The 19,608-nt window shown below is 66.6% G+C and carries 18 protein-coding genes; 12 read left to right on the plus strand and 6 right to left on the minus strand.

Features of this window, described 5'->3' with window-relative positions:
* Positions 1 to 42: 42 nt before the first annotated feature.
* The 6 genes from odhB (at position 43) to HMPREF2914_RS23110 (ending at position 7,693) form a co-directional block, all read left to right on the plus strand.
* Positions 43 to 1,272, plus strand: a complete 1,230-nt coding sequence (gene odhB, locus HMPREF2914_RS23085; protein ID WP_023091998.1) for a 2-oxoglutarate dehydrogenase complex dihydrolipoyllysine-residue succinyltransferase — start codon at positions 43 to 45, stop codon at positions 1,270 to 1,272.
* Between the two features lie 68 nt (positions 1,273 to 1,340).
* Positions 1,341 to 2,777 carry a dihydrolipoyl dehydrogenase gene (gene lpdA / locus HMPREF2914_RS23090; protein WP_003087422.1) on the plus strand — a complete coding sequence of 479 codons (1,437 nt, stop codon included), beginning with the start codon at positions 1,341 to 1,343 and terminating at the stop codon, positions 2,775 to 2,777.
* A 328-nt stretch (positions 2,778 to 3,105) separates the two neighbouring features.
* The gene (sucC, locus tag HMPREF2914_RS23095) at positions 3,106 to 4,272 is read left to right on the plus strand and encodes an ADP-forming succinate--CoA ligase subunit beta (protein ID WP_003087425.1); all 1,167 of its coding nucleotides are present in this window, start codon (positions 3,106 to 3,108) and stop codon (positions 4,270 to 4,272) included.
* Positions 4,272 to 5,159, plus strand: a complete 888-nt coding sequence (gene sucD / locus HMPREF2914_RS23100; RefSeq protein ID WP_003087428.1) for a succinate--CoA ligase subunit alpha — start codon at positions 4,272 to 4,274, stop codon at positions 5,157 to 5,159. The genes sucC and sucD overlap by 1 nt, the downstream gene beginning before the upstream one ends.
* Positions 5,160 to 5,469: 310 nt before the next feature.
* The gene (brnQ, locus tag HMPREF2914_RS23105; protein WP_003087430.1) at positions 5,470 to 6,783 is read left to right on the plus strand and encodes a branched-chain amino acid transport system II carrier protein; all 1,314 of its coding nucleotides are present in this window, start codon (positions 5,470 to 5,472) and stop codon (positions 6,781 to 6,783) included.
* A gap of 145 nt (positions 6,784 to 6,928) precedes the next feature.
* Positions 6,929 to 7,693 (plus strand): DUF599 domain-containing protein, encoded by a 765-nt coding sequence (locus HMPREF2914_RS23110; RefSeq protein ID WP_023091997.1) that lies wholly within the window; start codon positions 6,929 to 6,931, stop codon positions 7,691 to 7,693.
* A 58-nt stretch (positions 7,694 to 7,751) separates the two neighbouring features.
* Here the strand turns inward: HMPREF2914_RS23110 and HMPREF2914_RS23115 are convergent, their stop codons facing one another.
* Complete coding sequence (locus HMPREF2914_RS23115) at positions 7,752 to 7,988, minus strand: hypothetical protein (protein WP_003087435.1); 237 nt, start codon at positions 7,986 to 7,988, stop codon at positions 7,752 to 7,754.
* 172 nt (positions 7,989 to 8,160) lie between these two features.
* Between HMPREF2914_RS23115 and HMPREF2914_RS23120 the strand changes: the two genes are divergently transcribed.
* From HMPREF2914_RS23120 to HMPREF2914_RS23140, 5 genes are all read left to right on the plus strand, one after another.
* On the plus strand, positions 8,161 to 8,634 hold the full coding sequence (locus tag HMPREF2914_RS23120) for a PaaI family thioesterase (RefSeq protein WP_003087438.1): 474 nt from the start codon (positions 8,161 to 8,163) through the stop codon (positions 8,632 to 8,634).
* Complete coding sequence (locus HMPREF2914_RS23125; RefSeq protein ID WP_003087441.1) at positions 8,631 to 9,077, plus strand: PaaI family thioesterase; 447 nt, start codon at positions 8,631 to 8,633, stop codon at positions 9,075 to 9,077. Before HMPREF2914_RS23120 ends, HMPREF2914_RS23125 begins: the two co-directional genes overlap by 4 nt.
* 36 nt (positions 9,078 to 9,113) lie before the next feature.
* Positions 9,114 to 10,343, plus strand: a complete 1,230-nt coding sequence (locus HMPREF2914_RS23130) for a hypothetical protein (protein ID WP_023091996.1) — start codon at positions 9,114 to 9,116, stop codon at positions 10,341 to 10,343.
* A 117-nt stretch (positions 10,344 to 10,460) separates the two neighbouring features.
* A complete protein-coding gene (gene htpG / locus HMPREF2914_RS23135) occupies positions 10,461 to 12,365 on the plus strand; it encodes a molecular chaperone HtpG (RefSeq protein ID WP_003087446.1) in 1,905 nt (634 codons plus the stop codon).
* A 67-nt stretch (positions 12,366 to 12,432) separates the two neighbouring features.
* Positions 12,433 to 13,158, plus strand: coding sequence for a dienelactone hydrolase family protein (locus tag HMPREF2914_RS23140; RefSeq protein WP_003087448.1), 726 nt, complete (start codon positions 12,433 to 12,435; stop codon positions 13,156 to 13,158).
* A 10-nt stretch (positions 13,159 to 13,168) separates the two neighbouring features.
* Here HMPREF2914_RS23140 and panB read toward each other — a convergent pair whose 3' ends face one another.
* The gene (gene panB, locus HMPREF2914_RS23145) at positions 13,169 to 13,990 is read right to left on the minus strand and encodes a 3-methyl-2-oxobutanoate hydroxymethyltransferase (RefSeq protein WP_003087450.1); all 822 of its coding nucleotides are present in this window, start codon (positions 13,988 to 13,990) and stop codon (positions 13,169 to 13,171) included.
* Positions 13,991 to 14,070: 80 nt separating this feature from the next.
* Here panB and HMPREF2914_RS23150 point away from each other — a divergent pair, with 80 nt between their 5' ends.
* On the plus strand, positions 14,071 to 14,853 hold the full coding sequence (locus HMPREF2914_RS23150) for an AraC family transcriptional regulator (protein WP_003087451.1): 783 nt from the start codon (positions 14,071 to 14,073) through the stop codon (positions 14,851 to 14,853).
* A 10-nt stretch (positions 14,854 to 14,863) separates the two neighbouring features.
* Here HMPREF2914_RS23150 and HMPREF2914_RS23155 read toward each other — a convergent pair whose 3' ends face one another.
* The 4 genes from HMPREF2914_RS23155 to HMPREF2914_RS23170 form a co-directional block, all read right to left on the minus strand.
* Positions 14,864 to 16,165 carry a c-type cytochrome gene (locus HMPREF2914_RS23155; RefSeq protein ID WP_023091995.1) on the minus strand — a complete coding sequence of 434 codons (1,302 nt, stop codon included), beginning with the start codon at positions 16,163 to 16,165 and terminating at the stop codon, positions 14,864 to 14,866.
* Positions 16,166 to 16,214: 49 nt separating this feature from the next.
* A complete protein-coding gene (locus HMPREF2914_RS23160) occupies positions 16,215 to 18,461 on the minus strand; it encodes a xanthine dehydrogenase family protein molybdopterin-binding subunit (protein WP_023091994.1) in 2,247 nt (748 codons plus the stop codon).
* A complete protein-coding gene (locus HMPREF2914_RS23165; RefSeq protein WP_003140151.1) occupies positions 18,458 to 18,949 on the minus strand; it encodes a (2Fe-2S)-binding protein in 492 nt (163 codons plus the stop codon). Before HMPREF2914_RS23165 ends, HMPREF2914_RS23160 begins: the two co-directional genes overlap by 4 nt.
* A gap of 206 nt (positions 18,950 to 19,155) precedes the next feature.
* Entirely contained in the window at positions 19,156 to 19,578 is a 423-nt protein-coding gene (locus tag HMPREF2914_RS23170; RefSeq protein WP_020751151.1) for a MarR family winged helix-turn-helix transcriptional regulator, read from the minus strand.
* Positions 19,579 to 19,608: the final 30 nt, after the last annotated feature.

Genomic DNA, 19,608 nt, shown 5'->3' on the forward strand with positions numbered 1-19,608 from the left:
CGCCTACGCGCTGAAGAAACCGAATTTAAGGAAACGCACACAATGGCTATCGAAATCAAAGCCCCAACCTTCCCGGAATCGGTCGCCGACGGCACCGTCGCCACCTGGCACAAGAAGCCGGGCGAAGCGGTCAAGCGCGACGAACTGATCGTCGACATCGAGACCGACAAGGTGGTCATCGAGGTTCTCGCCGAGGCTGACGGCGTGCTGGCCGAGATCATCAAGAACGAAGGCGACACCGTTCTGAGCAACGAGCTGCTTGGCAAGCTGAACGAAGGCGGCGCCGCCGCTCCGGCCGCTCCGGCTGCCGCTGCGCCCGCCGCCGCTCCGGCTGCCCAGGACGCCGCTCCGGCCGCCGCTGGCGGCGACGACGCCATCCTGTCCCCGGCCGCGCGCAAGCTGGCCGAGGAGGCCGGTATCGATCCGAACAGCATCGCCGGCACCGGCAAGGGCGGTCGCGTGACCAAGGAAGACGTGGTCGCTGCGGTCGAAGCGAAGAAGAACGCCCCGGCCGCCCCGGCCAAGCCTGCTGCCCCGGCTGCCGAGGCGCCGATCTTCGCCGCCGGCGACCGTGTCGAGAAGCGTGTGCCGATGACCCGCCTGCGGGCCAAGGTCGCCGAGCGCCTGGTCGAGGCGCAGTCCGCCATGGCCATGCTGACCACCTTCAACGAGGTCAACATGAAGCCGATCATGGACCTGCGTTCGAAGTACAAGGACCTGTTCGAGAAGAAGCACAACGGCGTGCGCCTGGGCTTCATGTCCTTCTTCGTCAAGGCCGCCACCGAGGCGCTGAAGCGCTTCCCGGGGGTCAACGCTTCCATCGACGGCAACGACATCGTCTACCACGGCTACCAGGACATCGGCGTTGCCGTTTCCAGCGACCGCGGCCTGGTGGTTCCGGTACTGCGTAACGCCGAGTTCATGAGCCTGGCCGAGATCGAGGGCGGCATCGCCAACTTCGGCAAGAAGGCGAAGGAAGGCAAACTGACCATCGAAGACATGACCGGCGGCACCTTCACCATCTCCAACGGTGGCGTGTTCGGTTCCCTGCTGTCGACCCCGATCGTCAACCCGCCGCAGACCGCCATCCTCGGCATGCACAAGATCCAGGAGCGCCCGATGGCCGTGAACGGCCAGGTGGTGATCCTGCCGATGATGTACCTGGCGCTGTCCTACGACCACCGTCTGATCGACGGCAAGGAAGCGGTGAGCTTCCTGGTGGCGATCAAGGACCTGCTGGAAGATCCGGCTCGCCTGCTGCTGGACGTCTGATTTAGCGTTTCTCTTCACGGCGGCCCCCTCGTGGGGCCGTCCGGTTTCACCCGAATAAGGATTGAGATATGAGCCAGAAATTCGACGTGGTAGTGATTGGTGCCGGCCCCGGCGGTTACGTTGCCGCCATCCGCGCTGCCCAGTTGGGTCTGAAGACCGCCTGCATCGAGAAGTACATCGGCAAGGAAGGCAAGGTGGCGCTCGGCGGTACCTGCCTGAACGTTGGCTGCATCCCGTCCAAGGCGCTGCTGGACAGCTCCTACAAGTACCATGAGGCCAAAGAGGCCTTCAAAGTCCATGGTATCGAAGCCAAGGGCGTCACCATCGACGTTCCGGCGATGGTTGCGCGCAAGGCCAACATCGTCAAGAACCTGACCGGCGGCATCGCTACCCTGTTCAAGGCCAACGGCGTGACCTCCTTCGAAGGCCACGGCAAGCTGCTGGCCAACAAGCAGGTGGAAGTGACCGGTCTGGACGGCAAGACCCAGGTCCTGGAAGCCGAGAACGTGATCATCGCTTCCGGCTCCCGCCCGGTGGAGATCCCCCCGGCCCCGCTGACCGACGACATCATCGTCGACTCCACCGGCGCCCTGGAATTCCAGGCCGTGCCGAAGAAGCTGGGTGTGATCGGCGCCGGCGTCATTGGCCTGGAGCTGGGTTCGGTATGGGCCCGCCTGGGTGCCGAGGTGACCGTGCTGGAAGCCCTGGACAAGTTCCTCCCGGCTGCCGACGAGCAGATCGCCAAGGAAGCCCTGAAGGTCCTGACCAAGCAAGGCCTGAACATTCGCCTGGGCGCCCGCGTGACCGCTTCGGAAGTGAAGAAGAAGCAGGTCACCGTGACCTTCACCGATGCCAACGGCGAGCAGAAGGAAACCTTCGACAAGCTGATCGTCGCGGTCGGCCGTCGCCCGGTGACCACCGACCTGCTGGCCGCCGACAGCGGCGTGACCCTGGACGAGCGTGGCTTCATCTACGTCGACGACCACTGCAAGACCAGCGTTCCGGGCGTCTTCGCCATCGGTGACGTGGTTCGCGGCGCGATGCTCGCGCACAAGGCCTCGGAAGAGGGCGTGATGGTCGCCGAGCGCATCGCCGGCCACAAGGCGCAGATGAACTACGACCTGATCCCGTCGGTCATCTACACCCACCCGGAAATCGCTTGGGTCGGCAAGACCGAGCAGACCCTCAAGGCCGAGGGCGTCGAAGTCAACGTCGGCACCTTCCCGTTCGCCGCCAGCGGTCGCGCGATGGCTGCCAACGACACCACCGGCCTGGTCAAGGTCATCGCCGATGCGAAGACCGACCGCGTCCTGGGCGTCCACGTGATCGGCCCGAGCGCCGCCGAGCTGGTACAGCAAGGCGCGATCGGCATGGAATTCGGCACCAGCGCCGAAGACCTGGGCATGATGGTCTTCTCCCACCCGACGCTGTCTGAGGCCCTGCACGAAGCTGCCCTGGCGGTGAATGGCCATGCCATCCACATCGCCAACCGCAAGAAGCGCTGAGTGATCCGACGCCCCGGTTCACGCCAGGGGCGTCACAGCGACGCGGGACGCGTCGTCCGTCAGGCCAGGACAGGTTCCTGGCCTTGTCGGGTCCGGGTTCTGTAGAATCCACGGTTTGCCGCCTGCGTCGGGATGACGCAGGCGGCAGACTTTCAGAAGAACCACGGCGGGTGAGCGCCGGCGACCGTTGCGAGGTGGCCGCGGGCGTATGCCGCCGGACTGTTTTTTCGCGAGCCGGGTGGTTCGCGAAGCGACGGTCACAGGTGGTGGGGTGCCACGAGCGCTCCGCCGAAATGCGCAATACCTAGACGAATAACGGTAGACAAGCATGAATCTCCACGAATATCAGGGTAAGCAGCTGTTCGCTGAATACGGCCTGCCTGTATCCAAGGGCTTTGCCGTAGACACCCCCGAAGAGGCCGCAGAAGCCTGCGACAAGATCGGCGGCAGCGAGTGGGTCGTCAAAGCTCAGGTGCACGCCGGCGGCCGCGGTAAAGCGGGCGGTGTGAAGCTGGTGAAGAGCAAAGAGGACGCCAAGGCGTTCGCCCAGCAGTGGCTGGGCAAGAACCTGGTGACCTACCAGACCGACGCCAACGGCCAGCCGGTCAGCAAGATCCTGGTGGAGTCCTGCACCGACATCGACAAGGAGCTGTACCTCGGCGCCGTCGTCGATCGTTCCAGCCGCCGCATCGTGTTCATGGCTTCCACCGAAGGTGGCGTGGACATCGAGAAGGTCGCCCACGACACTCCCGAGAAGATCCTCAAGGCCACCATCGACCCGCTGGTCGGCGCGCAGCCGTACCAGGGCCGCGAGCTGGCCTTCCAGCTGGGCCTGAAGGGCGACCAGATCAAGCAGTTCACCCATATCTTCGTCGGCCTGGCGAAGCTGTTCCAGGACTACGACCTGGCCCTGCTGGAAGTGAACCCGCTGGTGATCAAGAAAGACGGCAACCTGCACTGCCTGGATGCCAAGATCAACATCGACAGCAACGCCCTGTACCGTCAGCCGAAGCTGCGCGCCATGCACGACCCGTCCCAGGACGATGCCCGTGAAGCCCATGCGCAGAAGTGGGAGCTGAACTACGTCGCGCTGGAAGGCAACATCGGCTGCATGGTCAACGGCGCCGGCCTGGCCATGGGTACCATGGACATCGTCAACCTGCACGGCGGCAAGCCGGCCAACTTCCTCGACGTTGGCGGCGGTGCGACCAAGGAGCGCGTGACCGAAGCGTTCAAGATCATCCTGTCCGACAGCAACGTGAAGGCTGTCCTGGTGAACATCTTCGGCGGCATCGTGCGTTGCGACATGATCGCCGAAGGCATCATCGGCGCCGTCAAAGAAGTCGGCGTGAAGGTTCCGGTTGTCGTCCGCCTGGAAGGCAACAACGCTGAACTGGGTGCCAAGGTCCTGGCCGAAAGCGGCCTGAACATCATCGCGGCAACCAGCCTGACCGACGCTGCCCAGCAAGTCGTCAAGGCCGCGGAGGGTAAGTAATGAGCGTCCTGATCAACAAAGACACCAAAGTCATCTGCCAAGGCTTCACCGGTAGCCAGGGCACCTTCCACTCCGAACAGGCCATCGCCTACGGCACCAAGATGGTCGGCGGCGTGACCCCCGGCAAGGGCGGCACCACCCACCTCGGCCTGCCGGTGTTCAACACTGTCAAGGAAGCCGTGGAAGCCACCGGCGCCGAAGCCTCGGTCATCTACGTTCCGGCTCCGTTCTGCAAGGACTCGATCCTGGAAGCGGCATTCGGCGGCATCAAGCTGATCGTCTGCATCACCGAAGGCATCCCGACCCTCGACATGCTGGACGCCAAGGTCAAGTGCGACGAGCTGGGCGTACGCCTGATCGGCCCGAACTGCCCGGGCGTGATCACTCCCGGCGAGTGCAAGATCGGCATCATGCCGGGTCACATCCACCTGCCGGGCAAGGTAGGCATCGTGTCGCGTTCCGGCACCCTGACCTACGAAGCCGTGAAGCAGACCACCGACGCCGGCTTCGGCCAGTCCACCTGCGTGGGCATCGGCGGCGACCCGATCCCGGGCTCCAACTTCATCGACATCCTGAAGCTGTTCCAGGAAGATCCGCAGACCGAAGCCATCGTCATGATCGGCGAGATCGGTGGTTCCGCCGAAGAAGAAGCCGCGGCCTTCATCAAGGCCAACGTGACCAAGCCGGTGGTGTCCTACATCGCTGGCGTGACTGCCCCTCCGGGCAAGCGCATGGGCCACGCCGGCGCCATCATCTCCGGCGGCAAGGGCACCGCGGACGAGAAGTTCGCCGCCTTGCAGGACGCCGGTGTGAAGACCGTGCGTTCCCTGGCCGACATCGGCAAGGCCCTGGCCGAGCTGACCGGTTGGGAAGTGAAGAAGGCCTGATTTCCCGGGTTTTCTGAGTTCCAGGACGAAGGCCACCGCCTCACAGCGGTGGCCTTCGTCGTTCTATCGCATCCGTCAAACGAATGTTGCCGCGATGCGCTATCATTGCCAACGGTTCGTGTCCGACAAAACCCCGGGCGCGCCACGCATCATCCCGCAGGCCAGCGCGCCTGCAGCTATAGCGCCACATGGCCCTCAAAAGGGGTCGGGCGGCTTGACCGGTCCTCCTCATCCGGAAGGACGATGTTTCCTAACACCCCCAAAGGGAAACCCCGAACAACCGAGACTTCTGCCAGTGGTACATCCTCCTATGACTCATTTGAAAGGGTTCGACCTGCTCGCCCTTGGCTTCATGACGTTCGCGCTTTTTCTCGGCGCGGGTAACATCATCTTTCCTCCCAGTGCCGGCATGGCGGCGGGCGAACACGTATGGAGCGCGGCTTTCGGCTTCCTCCTTACCGGTGTCGGCCTGCCGTTGCTGACGGTGGTCGCCCTGGCCCGGGTCGGAGGCGGTATTGGCCGCCTGACCCAGCCGATCGGGCGGCGCGCGGGAGTGGCGTTCGCCATCGCCGTCTATCTTGCCATCGGCCCGCTGTTCGCCACCCCGCGTACAGCCGTGGTGTCCTTCGAGATGGGCGTCGCGCCCTTCACCGGGGACGGCGGCGCGCCATTGCTCGTCTATACCGTCGCTTACTTCTCCGTGGTTCTGTTCCTGGTGCTGAACCCGGGTCGCCTTGTCGACCGGGTCGGAAAGGTCATCACGCCGGTGCTGCTGTCGGCCCTGCTGGTCCTTGGCGGCGCGGCGATCTTCGCGCCGGCGGGAGAGATCGGCAGCAGTTCCGGCGAGTACCAGAGCGCGCCCCTGGTGCAGGGTTTCCTGCAGGGCTACCTGACCATGGATACCCTCGGTGCCCTGGTCTTCGGTATCGTCATCGCCACCGCCATTCGCGACCGCGGCATCAGCGACAGCCGGCTGGTCACGCGCTATTCCATGATCGCCGGGGTCATCGCCGCCACCGGCCTGTCCCTGGTCTACCTGGCGCTGTTCTATCTTGGCGCCACCAGCCAGGGCATCGCCGGCGACGCCCAGAATGGCGTACAGATCCTCACCGCCTATGTGCAGCAGACCTTTGGCGTTTCCGGCAGCCTGTTGCTGGCGGTGGTCATCACCCTGGCCTGCCTGACCACGGCGGTAGGGCTGATCACGGCGTGCGGCGAGTTCTTCAGCGACCTGCTGCCGGTTTCGTACAAGACGGTGGTGATCGTGTTCTCGCTGTTCAGCCTGCTGGTCGCCAACCAGGGACTGACCCAGTTGATCAGCCTTTCGGTACCGGTTCTGGTGGGACTCTATCCGCTCGCCATCGTGCTGATCGCCCTGAGCCTGTTCGACCGGCTCTGGGTGTCGGCCCCGCGGGTGTTCGTGCCGGTGATGATCGTCGCGCTGCTCTTCGGCATCGTCGACGGGCTGGGGGCGGCCAAGCTGAACGGGTGGGTGCCGGACGTCTTCGCCAAGCTCCCGCTCGCCGATCAGAGCCTTGGCTGGCTGCTGCCGGTATCCATTGCGCTGGTCCTGGCAGTCGTTTGCGATCGGCTGCTGGGCAAGCCGCGCGAAGCGGTCGCCTGAGACGTCAGGCGAACCCCAGGAAGGCCGCCTCCGGGCGGCCTTTTTCATGAGCCGACGAAAGTCGTGTCCTGGCCGCGGCGAGCGGCGTCCCAACGGCGCGAAACAACGGCGGGGCGATTCCCGGCCGGCTCAAGAGGGAGTTTTCATGACCGCCGAACTCGGCATTTTCAACGGGCACCTGCCGCAACACCTGCTGGCGGCGCTCTGGTTCCTGTTCTGCTGGGTGGGCTACACCCGCTACGCCACCTGGAAGGGCCGCGACACCGCTTGCCTGGCCAGCGTCCTGCACCTCTACCGGGAGGACTGGATGCGCCGGCTGCTGCTGCGTGACAACCGTATCGCCGACGCCAGCGTGATCGGCAACCTGGAGCGCAACGCGTCGTTCTTCGCTTCCAGCACGCTGATCATCCTCGCCGGCATCCTCACCCTGCTGGGCTCCACCGACCGCGCCGTCTCGGTACTGGCCGACCTGCCGTTCGTGGAGGAGGCCAGCCGGGGACTGTCGGAACTGAAGCTGCTGTGCCTGGCAGTGGTCTTCGTCTATGCCTTCTTCACCTTCAGCTGGTGCATGCGCCAGTACAACTTCGCGGCGATCCTGGTCGGCTCGGCACCGATGATCGGCGAGCGCAACGTCGGCGAGCTGGAGCGCAAATCCTTTGCCGAGCGTGCCGCCCGGGTCATCTCGCTGGCGGCCAACCAGTTCAACTTCGGCTTGCGCTCGTACTATTTCGGCCTGGCCATGCTCGCCTGGTTCATCAACTCCTGGTTCTTCATGCTGGTGACGGCCGGCGTGGTGCTGGTCCTGTATCGCCGCGAATTCCATTCGGACGTGCTGGAGGTGATGGTCTGCACCGAGACCGCAATCGCCGAAAGCCCGCGGGAAGGCGAGGGCGAGGTGCCCAGGGGCTGAATCCCGGGCATGAAAGAGCCCGCTTGCGCGGGCTCTTTCAGGGTACGTCAACGAGAACTTATTGCTGGTTCTGTTGCGGTTGCTCCGGAGTCGGTGCCGGAGTCTGCGGGGTTGCCGGAGTGTCGCTCGACGGCGCCGGGGCGCTGGGCTCGGCAGGGGGAGTAGCCGGAGCGCTCGGCTGGGTCTCGGTAGCCGGAGCTGCCGGGGCCGCTGCCTTGTCTTCCTCTTTCTTGTCGCAAGCGGCCAGGCCAAGGCTGGCAGCGAGCAGCAGGGCAAGAGTTACGGTCTTTTTCATCGTTTAGCCTCCATGTGCGGCTTTCCTCGTTGTAGCCCTTTGAACATTTGCGCTGGCGTGAAGTTCCACACACTTCGACTATTTCGATCGTTATGTCCAAAACCCCGGCTGCCGGGGCTTTGGCGGCAGGGTATGATTCGCCCTCCAGAAAACTCCCAGCAAGGTCGCCGTCATGTCGGAAAATCCTCTCCTCGAGCGCGCCCGGCGCTTTCTCTCGGCCTTGCGTCATTGCCAGGTGCTGGGGTTGACGGTCGAGGCCGCCGACGAGAAAGGACTGACCCTGCGCCTGCCCTACAGCCAGGCGATCATCGGCAACCCGGAAAGCGGGGTCGTTCACGGCGGCGCGATCACCACCCTGATGGACACCACCTGCGGTATTTCCACGGTCTGCGTGCTGCCGGACTTCGAGATCTGCCCGACGCTCGACCTGCGCATCGACTATATGCATCCCGCCGAACCGCACAAGGATGTCTATGGCTTCGCCGAGTGCTACCGGGTCACGCCGAACGTGATCTTCACCCGCGGCTTCGCCTACCAGGACGATCCGGGCCAGCCCATCGCCCATGTCGTCGGCGCCTTCATGCGCATGGGCGGTTCGGCTCGCTCCGGGGCGGCCAGGCCGGCCGCGCAGGGAGGTGCGGCATGAGCCCGACCAGCCTCGAGCAACTGGTCCGCGACGCGCGCCGGAACAACGACTACAGCCCGCTGGTGGAGCTGATCCCGTACGCCAAGCTGCTCGGCATCGAATGCCTGCGCCTGGGCGACGACATGGTCTTCCGCCTGCCGGCGAACAAGGACAACATCGGCAACCCGACCCTGCCGGCCATCCATGGCGGCGTGATCGCCGGCTTCATGGAGCATGCGGCGATGTTGCACCTGCTGACCTTCATGAGCATTCCGCACCTGCCGAAGATCATCGATTTCTCCATCGATTACCTGCGTGCCGGGCACTTCCGCGATACCTACGCGCAATGCCAGGTCTGGCGCCAGGGGCGACGGGTGGCGAACGTCGCGATCAACGCCTGGCAGACCACCCAGGGCGAGCCCATCGCCACCGCGCGGGCGCATTTCAAGGTGGACGAGCCGTGAGCCGTACGCTGCGGAAAGTGGGCTGAGGATATCGCGATGGATGCCTTGCTGATTCTGGGCGGCCTGCTGCTGATGGTCGCCGGCTATATCTGGGTCATCGTCCTGGCCTTCGGTACCGGTCTGCTGTGGGGTTACGGCAGCCTTTTCCCGCCGGTGGCACTGGCCTATATCGGCGTGCACTGGCGTACGGCGCGCAAGGGCGTCGGGCTGGCCGCGCTGGGTAGCATCCCGCTGGTGGTCGGCCTGGCGCTGCTGGCCAGTCACGACGCTGCGCGACTGGAGGCGATCCTCAGCCTGCGCTGGCTGAAGCCGGAGGCCAGGCCGCCGGCGGAACTGGCCATCGCGCTCAGCGGGGAGTTCAACGGCAAGCCTTTCGCGCCGCAGAGCGGCGAGTTGATCGGCGGCGTGCTGAGCCTGCGCCAGGGGCACGATTTCTACGCCCAGCGCGAGCTGCAGATCCGCCTTCCGGCACAGCCGCTCGGGGCGCTGCGCCTGGACGTGCTGCCCGAGGACGGCGGCGCGTTGCCAGAAGTCGAGCTGAGCTGGCTGCAACCGGAGCAGGACCTGCCCGAGGCGCGTCGTCTCCTGCGTGGCTATACCTTGCACCTGGACCTGCGGCCCAAGGCGCCGAACCGCCTGGAGGGCGAGTTCCACCTGAGCCTGCCGAGCGACTACCGGACCACCCTCAGCGGCCACGTCGAGCTGTATACCGACCGGCTGCGCTATCGGCACGGCAAGGTCGACCTGGGCTACGACTCCGACGATACCCTGGCCCTGGTCTTGCGCGACTATCTGCAGCGGCGCTTCGCCAGCCGCGACGTCAGCCTCGTGCGGGCGCCGTCCTGGCGCGCGGCCAGCCATGCGCGGCCGCTGCGTATCGAGGCCCTGGTGGCCGGCCAGACTCAGGTGCTGGAGCTGACGCTGGAGAAGAACGCCCGGCGGGAGTGGACGGTGCGCGGCGACGCGTTCCCCGCCTTGCCGGCGGAGCCTGCGACCGTGGCCGCGGCGGCGCCGCCCGAGCCGCAGGCGCTGCCGGCGCCGGGCAACGCCACCCTCGACCTGGAGCTGGTCCAGGTCGAACCGCAGCGCTACAGCCAGCGCCTGGTCAAGGCCACTACGGTACGCGGGCGTATCGCCGAGGGCCGTTTCACCGGCCTCGACAGCGAGGGGCGCCTGGTGATCCGCCGGGAAATGCCCGGTGCGGGGGAGGCGAGCTACCTGTTGCGCCCGGCGGAGATCGCCCGTCTCGAACTGCTCGAACGCTAGTCGTCGCACGACGGTGCGCGGTTTTTTCGCATAAGCGCTTGAAAAGCCGGAAGAAGGCCCCACCTAGGGGACATCCGCCGTGGTACGCGGCTTATGTCATTGATGGAGCTTGGAGCGATGAGCGTGGAAACCCAAAAAGAGACACTGGGCTTTCAGACTGAAGTGAAGCAACTGCTTCACCTGATGATTCATTCTCTCTATTCGAACAAGGAAATCTTCCTCCGCGAACTGATTTCCAACGCCTCGGACGCCGCCGACAAGCTGCGTTTCGAAGCCCTGGCCAATCCCGAGCTGCTCGAGGGCGGCGCCGAGCTGAAGATCCGCGTCAGCTTCGACAAGGAAGCCAACACCGTCACCCTGGAAGACAACGGCATCGGCATGAGCCGCGAGGATGTGGTGACTCACCTGGGCACCATCGCCAAGTCCGGGACCGCCGACTTCCTGAAGAACTTGTCTGGCGACCAGAAGAAGGATTCGCACCTGATCGGCCAGTTCGGCGTCGGTTTCTACAGCGCCTTCATCGTCGCCGACAAGGTCGATGTCTACTCCCGTCGCGCCGGCCAGCCGGCCAGCGAAGGCGTGCACTGGTCGTCGAAGGGCGAGGGCGAGTTCGACGTCGCCACCATCGACAAGCCCGAACGCGGCACCCGCATCGTCCTCCACCTGAAAAAGGGCGAGGAGGAGTTCGCCGATGGCTGGCGCCTGCGCAACGTGATCAAGAAATACTCCGATCACATCGCTTTGCCGATCGAGCTACCCAAGGAATTCCACGGCGAAGAGGCCGACAAGCCGGCCGAGCCGGAATGGGAAACGGTCAACCGCGCCAGCGCGCTGTGGACCCGTCCGCGCGCCGAGGTGAAGGACGAGGAATACCAGGAGTTCTACAAGCACGTCGCCCATGACTTCGAGAACCCGCTGAGCTGGAGCCACAACAAGGTCGAAGGCAAGCTGGAATACACCTCGCTGCTCTACGTGCCGGGCCGCGCGCCGTTCGACCTGTACCATCGCGAGGCGCCGCGAGGCCTGAAGCTGTACGTACAGCGCGTGTTCATCATGGACCAGGCCGACGAGTTCCTGCCGCTGTACCTGCGCTTCATCAAGGGTGTGGTCGACTCCAACGACCTGTCGCTGAACGTCTCCCGGGAAATCCTGCAGAAGGATCCGGTGATCGACTCGATGAAGTCGGCGTTGACCAAGCGCGTGCTGGACATGCTGGAGAAGCTGGCGAAGAACGAGCCGGAGCAGTACAAGACCTTCTGGAAGAACTTCGGCCAGGTCCTCAAGGAAGGCCCCGCGGAAGACTTCGGCAACAAGGAGAAGATCGCCGGCCTGCTGCGCTTCGCCTCCACCGGCGACGATTCGGGCGAGCAGAGCGTAGCGCTGGCCGACTACATCGGTCGGATGAAGGAAGGCCAGGACAAGATCTACTACCTCACCGGCGAGAGCTACTCGCAGGTGAAGAACAGCCCGCACCTGGAAGTCTTCCGCAAGAAGGGCATCGAGGTGCTGCTGCTCACCGATCGCATCGACGAGTGGCTGATGAGCTACCTGCCGGAGTTCGACGGCAAGCAGTTCGTCGATGTCGCCCGCGGCGACCTGGACCTGGGCAGCCTGGACTCGGAAGAGGACAAGAAGGCCCAGGAAGAAGTCGCCAAGAGCAAGGAAGGCCTGATCGAGCGCCTGAAGAAGGTGCTCGACGAGCAGGTCAGCGAAGTCCGCGTCTCCCACCGCCTGACCGACTCGCCGGCGATCCTCGCCATCGGCGAACAGGACCTTGGCCTGCAGATGCGCCAGATCCTCGAGGCCAGCGGGCAGAAAGTGCCGGACTCGAAGCCGATCTTCGAGATCAACCCGCAGCATCCGCTGATCGAGAAGCTGGATGCGGAGCCGGACGAGGACCGCTTCGGCGAGCTGTCGCATATTCTCTTCGACCAGGCCGCCCTGGCCGCGGGGGACAGCCTCAAGGATCCGGGCGCCTACGTACGCCGACTGAACAAGCTGCTGGTGGAGCTGTCCGCTTAAGCAGTAGCCCCGACAAAGCCCGCTTCGGCGGGCTTTGTCTTTTCCAACTCTCGCAGGAGCAGTACCCATGAGTGAGATTCGTGTAGAGCCGGTCGCCTACGACATCGATGGGCAGCCGTACGAAGGTCAACTGGTGTACGACGCCAGCCACGCGGGGCCGCGCCCGGGCCTGCTGATGGCGCCGAACTGGATGGGCGTGAGCGCCGCCGCGCTGGACATCGCCCGGCAGGTCGCCGGCCGTGGGCACGTGGTGCTGGTGGCGGACCTCTACGGCAGGGACGTGCGTCCGCAGAACGGCGACGAGGCGGGCGCGGCGATGATGCCGCTGAAGAACGACCGGGCCCTGCTGCGCAAGCGCATGCAGGCAGCGCTGGCGGCCTTGCGCGGACAGGCGCTCGCGGCTGTCGATACGACCCGCCAGGCCGCCTTCGGTTTCTGCTTCGGCGGTTGCTGCGCGCTGGAGCTGGCTCGCGACGGCGCCGAGCTGAAGGCCTTCGTGTCCTTCCATGGCACCCTGGATACGCCGGACCCGGCGCATGCCAGGAATATCAAGGGCGCGGTACTGGTCCTCGACGGCGCCTCCGATCCGCTGGTGCCGCGCGAGCAGTTGCCGGCCTTCGCCAGGGAGATGACCGATGCCGGCGTCGACTGGCAGCTCACCAGCTACGGCGGCGCGGTGCATTCCTTCACCGATCCGAACGCCAAGGTGCCGGGCAAGATGCACTATGACGCCAGGACCTCCCGGCGTGCCTTCCAGGCGATGGATGACCTGCTGGCGGAAGTCTTCGCCTGAGACCGCCGGCTCACTCGCGCATGGCGAAGCAATGCCTGGCCTCGGGGAAGCGCCTTTCGCGCACGTCCTCGGCGAAGCGCCGGGCCGCCTCGTCGATTTCCCGGTCGAGGCGCGCGTAGCGTTCGACGAAGCGCGGTACCTGTTCGCCGCTTAGCCCGAGCAGGTCCTCGCTGACCAGTACCTGGCCGTCGCAGGCCGGCGAGGCGCCGATACCGATGCAGGGGATCGCCAGTTCTTCGCTAAGGCGACGGGCCAGCGGCTCGCCTACGCCTTCGATGACCACCGCGAAGGCGCCGCCGCGCTGCATGGCGAGGCCGTCGCGGCGTACCCGTTCGGCGCTTTCCGGGTCACGCCCCTGGGCCTTGAAGCCGCCCATGGCGTTGACCTGCTGCGGCATCAGGCCGATATGGGCGAGCACCGGTATGCCACGGCGTACCAGGAAGTCCACGGTTTCTTCCATTTCCTCACCGCCTTCCAGCTTCACCGCCTGGGCGCCGCTGTCGGCCAGCAGGCGTGCGGCGTTGCGGAACGCCTGTCGGGGCGATTCCTGGTAGCTGGCGAACGGCAAGTCGGCCACCACGCAGGCGCGCCGGCTGCCGCGCATCACCGCCAGGGTGTGGGCGACCATCATCTCCAGGCTCACTCCCAGGGTACTGGGCATGCCATAGAGCACCATGCCCAGCGAATCGCCGACCAGCAGCAGGTCGGCGTGCGGATCGAGGAGGCGGGCCATGGGCGTGCTGTAGGCGGTCAGCGCCACCAGGCTGCCGGCACCCTTGCGGCGCTGGATATCGGGAACGGACAGGCGATGTTGCGGGCGATGACTGCTCATGGCGTGGCTCCGGTTTGTCTATGGGGAGCCACACGCTACCATCGGCCACGCACCGCTCACTCGACGGATGGGGACAACCGATGCCGCAAACGGGACAAGAACGCGAGCTGCCGCGATTCCGCAGCCTGCCCTGCGCGGTGTACCTGCGCGCCTTCGAGATGCCCGCCGGGCACCGGGTGGAGATGCACGACCACCCCTGGGGCCAACTGATGTACGCCGCCAGCGGCACCTTGCGCGCCAGCACCGAGCGGCACAGCTATCTGGTGCCGGCGCAGCGGGCGCTGTGGATTCCGCCGGGCGTCCGGCACGCCGCGGAGGCTTGCAACCCTGTGCTGTTCCGCAGTCTCTACCTGGATCGTTCGCTGCCCGGCGGTTGCCGGGTACTGGAGGTGTCCGGCCTGCTGCGCGAACTGTTACTGCGGGCGGCGGAATTTCCCCGTGAATATCCGCCGGGTGGCGAGGCCGAGCGTCTCATGCAGGTGGTCGCCGATGAGGTCGGGCGCCTTCGCGAGGCGCCGCTGAACCTGCCGTTGCCTGGCGACCCGCGCTTGCGCCGGATCACCGACGCGCTACAGGCGGATCCCGCCGATCCGCGCGGCATCTCGGATTGGGCGGGACTGGTGGGGGCTTCCCGACGGACCCTGGCGCGGCTGTTCCGCGAGCAGACCCAGTTGTCGTTTCGCGAGTGGCGCCAGCGCCTGCGTCTGCTCAACGCGGTCGCCGCGCTGGAGGAGGGCGCCAGCGTGACGCGGGTGGCCAGCGACCTTGGCTACGACTCCACCTCGGCGTTCATCAGCCTGTTCCAGCGTCATTTCGGCCAGACCCCCGGTTGCTTCGCCCGCTCCCTGCGCTTGCCCAACTGAGCCGCATGCTTCAGGGCGCCGCCTGTTGGCGCAGGCTTGCCGCCTTGGCCGCGAGGTCCGGCCAGGCGGGCTTGCCGGCGAAACGCTCGCGCAGGTAGTTGGCCAGGGCGGCGACTTGCCGGTCGTCGAGGCTATGGCGGAAGCCGGGCATATAGCCGAGGTCGCCGGTGGCCGGGCTGTGGATGCCGTCGAGGATGATCCGCAGCAGGTTGTCCGGGCTGTCCGCATGCACATTGCTGTTCAGCGCCAGGGATGGACGCACGCCGAAGAAGCGCGGCCCGTCGCCGTCATGATGGCAGGCCAGGCAGGCCCCGGCGAACAGGCGCGCGCCGCTGCCGCTGGGCGGTTGCACGCGGCCGTAGCCCTGCCGGTCGAGGCGTTGCGCCTGTTGCTGATCGGTTTCCCCGGCCGGGGCAGCGGCGTAGGACGCAAGGTAATGGGCCAGGGCCCGCAGGTCCTCGTCCGACTGCTTGGCCAGGCCTTCGCCGACCACTGGCGCCATCGGCCCGCTGGCGACCCCGTGGTAGGCCGAATAGCCATGGCGGAGGTAGGCGTAGAGGGCCTCCTCGCTCCAGGCGATGGGCGCCGGCGAACTGGCGTTCAAGGCTGGCGCGGTCCAGCCCTCCGCCTCGCCGCCGGCGAAGTGCGCGCTGCCGGACTTTTCCGCGCCGAGCGCGTTGCGCGGCGAGTGGCAGGCGCTGCAATGGCCGAGGCCTTCGGCGAGATAGGCGCCGCGGTTCCATTGCTGGTTGCGCGTCGGCTCGTCGCGGTAGGCGCCGGGCTCCAGGAACAGCAGGTTCCAGCCGGCCATCAGCTGGCGTTGGTCGAAGGGGAACGGCAACTGGTTGGCAGGCGTTTCGCTGTGCACCGCCGGCTGGCTCATCAGGTAGGCGTACAGGGCCTTCAGGTCTTCGTCGCGAGTCCTGGTGAAGGCGGTGTAAGGGAACGCCGGATACAGATAGCTGCCGTCGCGGGCCACGCCATGCCGCATGGCCCGCTCGAAGGCGGGGTAGGACCAGCCACCGATGCCGCTCGCGCGATCCGGCGTGAGGTTGCTGCTGTAGATCGTCCCGAACGGCGTCGGCAAGGCCCGTCCGCCGGCGTTGCGCGGGCCGTCTTCGCGAGTGTGGCAGACCGCGCAGTCGCCGAGGGCGGCGAGGCGTTCGCCGCGGGCGATCTGCTCGGCGCTGAAGGGACCGGGTGTGCCTTCCAGTGGCGCGATGGCCGGTTGCCAGGCGTAGCCGAGGGCGATGGCGGCGAGCGCGACGAGGCTGCCGGAGGCCCAGAGGCCGATGCGTGTTGCCTTCTTCATCTGTCAGTCATCCACTGCGCGGGGCGCCGCGGCGCCCCGGGGAAAAGGATCAGGCCTGCGCGCTGCGCAGCGCCGCGAGTACGCGTTCCGGAGTGAACGGCACCTGTCGCAGGCGCGCTCCGGTAGCGTCGAAGATCGCATTGGCGATGGCCGCGGCGCTGGGCACCGAGGCTGACTCGCCAGCGCCCATCGGTGGCTGCTCGGGGCGGTCGAGCAGCAGCACGTCGATCTCCGGCAGTTCGGGGAAGCCGAGGATCGGGTAGCCGCCCCATTCCAGGCTGGTGACGCCGCGGCGGTCGAAGGTGGCGAACTCCTTGAGTACCCGGCTGGTGGACTGGATGACGTTGCCGTGGACCTGGTGCCTGACCCCATCGGGATTGACCGTCTGCCCGCAGTCATGGGCGACCCAGACCTTGGCGACGCGCACCGCGCCGTTCTCCGGGTTCACCTCGACGTCGACGATCCAGGCGGCCCAGGCGGCGCCGAAACCGGGAAACTTGCTGTGGAAGTAGCGCGCATAGGCGAAGCCGCGTCCCTTCAGCAAGCCGTCCCGGCGCGCCTCTGGGTTGGGGGAGGTGCGTGGCTGCCAGCCGGCGCGGGCGACCAGGGCGTCGATCAGCGCCAGGGCGCGCTGGTCGTCCAGGTAGCGGCGGCGGAAGGCGATGGGGTCGATGCCGGCCAGGTGCGCCAGTTCGTCGGCGTAGGACTCATGGGCGAACACGTTCGGCAGCGCCGAGACGCCGCGCATCCAGGACGCGCGGACGATGGGGGCGGCGTCGTTGGCCACCACCCGCATCCGCGGGTAGCGGTATTGCGGGATCGCGGTGCGGTCGCCCATGTCGGCCACCTGCGGGGTGGCCGGGATCCGCCTGGTGAGGAGCAGGGCCAGGGTCGGCGCACCGTTGGAGGGGTAGCAGGTGGCGAAGTCGTAGGCCGCCACCCGGCCTTGCTCGTCGAGACCGCCGCGGACCTCGATCAGTTGCGCGGTGCCTTTCGGTTCCCAGCCATGTTCCTGTTCGCGCATCAGTTGTACCCGCACCGGCCGGCCCACCGCCTGCGCCAGAAGCACGGCGTCGGCGCTGACGTCGTCGGCGCCGTTGCGTCCGTAGCAGCCGGCGGCTTCCATGCGGATCACCTCGATGTCCCCGGTCTCGCGCTGCAGCAGCCTGGCCAGGTCGTTGCGCAGGTCGTGCGGGTTCTGCGTGCCGGACCAGACGCGAGCGCGCTGCGCATCGACCTCGGCGAGGGCGCAGGAAGGGCCGATGGAGGCGTGCAACTGGTAGGGCCAGACATAGGTGGCCGACAGCGGCCGGGCGATGCCCGCGAGGTGCTGCTCGAGACCGGGCGAGTCGTGCAGCGTGCGTGGCTTCTTCGGATGCCGGCGAAGCGTGTCCTCGAGCTGGTCGGGTTCCAGCGGCGGCAGGCCCTGCCAGTCCTTCCAGCGCACCTTGAGCTGGCGCGCGGCGCGGATCGCCTGCTCCTCGCGTTCGCAGACCACGCCGACGAAGTCGCCGATCACGACCACCTTGACCAGCCCCGGCAGCCCGGCGACCGAGCTTTCGTCCACCGCCAGCAGGCCGCTGCCGAGCGGGGCGCTGACATCCGCGCCGGTATAGGGCGGGCGTACCACTCGCCCATGCAGCATGCCGGGCAGGCGCATGTCATGGACATAGGTCAGTTGACCGGTCAGCTTCGCCGGGATGTCCACCCGACGCACCGGCTTGCCGACCAGACGGTACTCGCTGCGCGGCTTGAGCGGCGCCTTGCCGTCGATGTTCAGGTTGAAGCGCTGGCCTCGCAGCAACTCGCCGTAGCCGATCCGTCGCTGCGGATTGGCGGCGGCGAAGACCTGGCCGTTTTCGCTGCGCAGGCTGTCCGGATGCACCGGAAAATGGCTTCCGGCCTGGCGCAGGAGGAAGCGCCGGGCTTCGGCGGCGGCCTGGCGCAGCGGCACGGCGCTGACCTGGATGCTGGCGCTGGCGATGGTCGGCCCCTGGTCCGGTGTGCGACGGGTGTCGCCGAGGATCATCTCGACCTGCTCGAACGCGACGTCCAACTCTTCGGCGACGATCTGCGCCAGTGCCGTGCGGATGCCGGTACCAAGGTCGACGTGGCCGCAGAAGGCGGTGACCTTGCCGTCCGCGGCGATGGCGATGAACGAGTCGACCTGGTCCAGCGGCAGGTCGGTGGCGCCCTGCTCGGCGAGGGCGAGTAGCGGGGCGGGCAGGTTGACGGTGACCAGCAGCAGGCCGCCGGCCTTGAGGAAGCCGCGTCGCGAGGGATTGGCCAGGCTCATGCCGGGTGCTCCTCCTGACGCTCCTTCAGGCTCTCGGCGGCACGCCGCACGGCCTTGAGAATCTCCACATGGGTGCCGCAGCGACACAGGTTGTAGGCCAATTCCTGGCGGATCTCGCCGTCGCTGGGGTTCGGGTTGCGATCCAGCAACGCCTTGGCGGTCATCACCATGCCGTTGATGCAGTAGCCGCATTGGGCGGCCTGTTCGTCGATGAAGGCCTGTTGCAGCGGATGCGGATGGGCGGCATCGCCGAGTCCTTCGAGGGTAACCACCTGGCGGCCCACGGCGGCCTCCACCGGGGTGATGCAGGAGCGGGTGGCGACGCCATCCATCAGCACGGTGCAGGCCCCGCACTCGCCGAGGCCGCAGCCGAACTTGGGACCGTTCAGTTGCAGGTCGTTGCGCAGGACATAGAGCAGGGGGGTATCGGGGGCGACATCGAGGCGCAGGGACTGACCGTTGACGGTCAGGGCAAGGGCATCGCTCATGGCGGTTTCTCCCCATGCCGGGGGCATGGCTGTTCATCAGGCGGATGTCCCGTCGGCCGTGCCTGGTAGCGTGCGGCTCTGCGGGAATTTGTTTGTATACAAACATGTTATGGATGCCTGCGGCGAACTGTCAATGGCAGGCCGCTACGACGAAAGGCGCAGCTCCGGACGACGTAACGCGGAAAAAAAGATAGACCGCAATGGCCTCAGATCAGGCGAGCGAGCAACCCGCGCAGGGTTTCCTGTTCTTGCGGGGAGAGGGGAGCCAAGGCCTGCCGGTTGATCTCGCGGGCGGCCGCCAGGCCGGCCTCGAGTTCGGCGCGTCCGGCAGGACTGAGGCTGACCAGCAGGCGCCGGCCGTCGTCCGGATCGGCGCTGCGCTGGATCAGTCCCCGTTTGTCCAGGCGCTCGACGACGCCCTTGATGGTCGCGGCGTCCATGGCGGTGAGCCGGCCGAGCTGGTTCTGCGGGCAGGGTCCGGTCTCGCCGAGGCGGACCAGGGCGGCCCACTGGGTGGGTGTCAGGCCGTTGCCGATGCCATTGGCGAACAACGCTGCATAGCGCTGGTTGGCCTGGCGCAGGATGAAGCCGATCTGGTCGTCGAGGCGGTACGGGGTGGTACGGGACATGCTGGGCATCGGTGGTGGCGTGAAGGCCTC

It is taken from the genome of Pseudomonas sp. HMSC067G02 (assembly GCF_001813485.1).
GTDB classification, from domain to species: Bacteria; Pseudomonadota; Gammaproteobacteria; order Pseudomonadales; family Pseudomonadaceae; genus Pseudomonas; species Pseudomonas aeruginosa.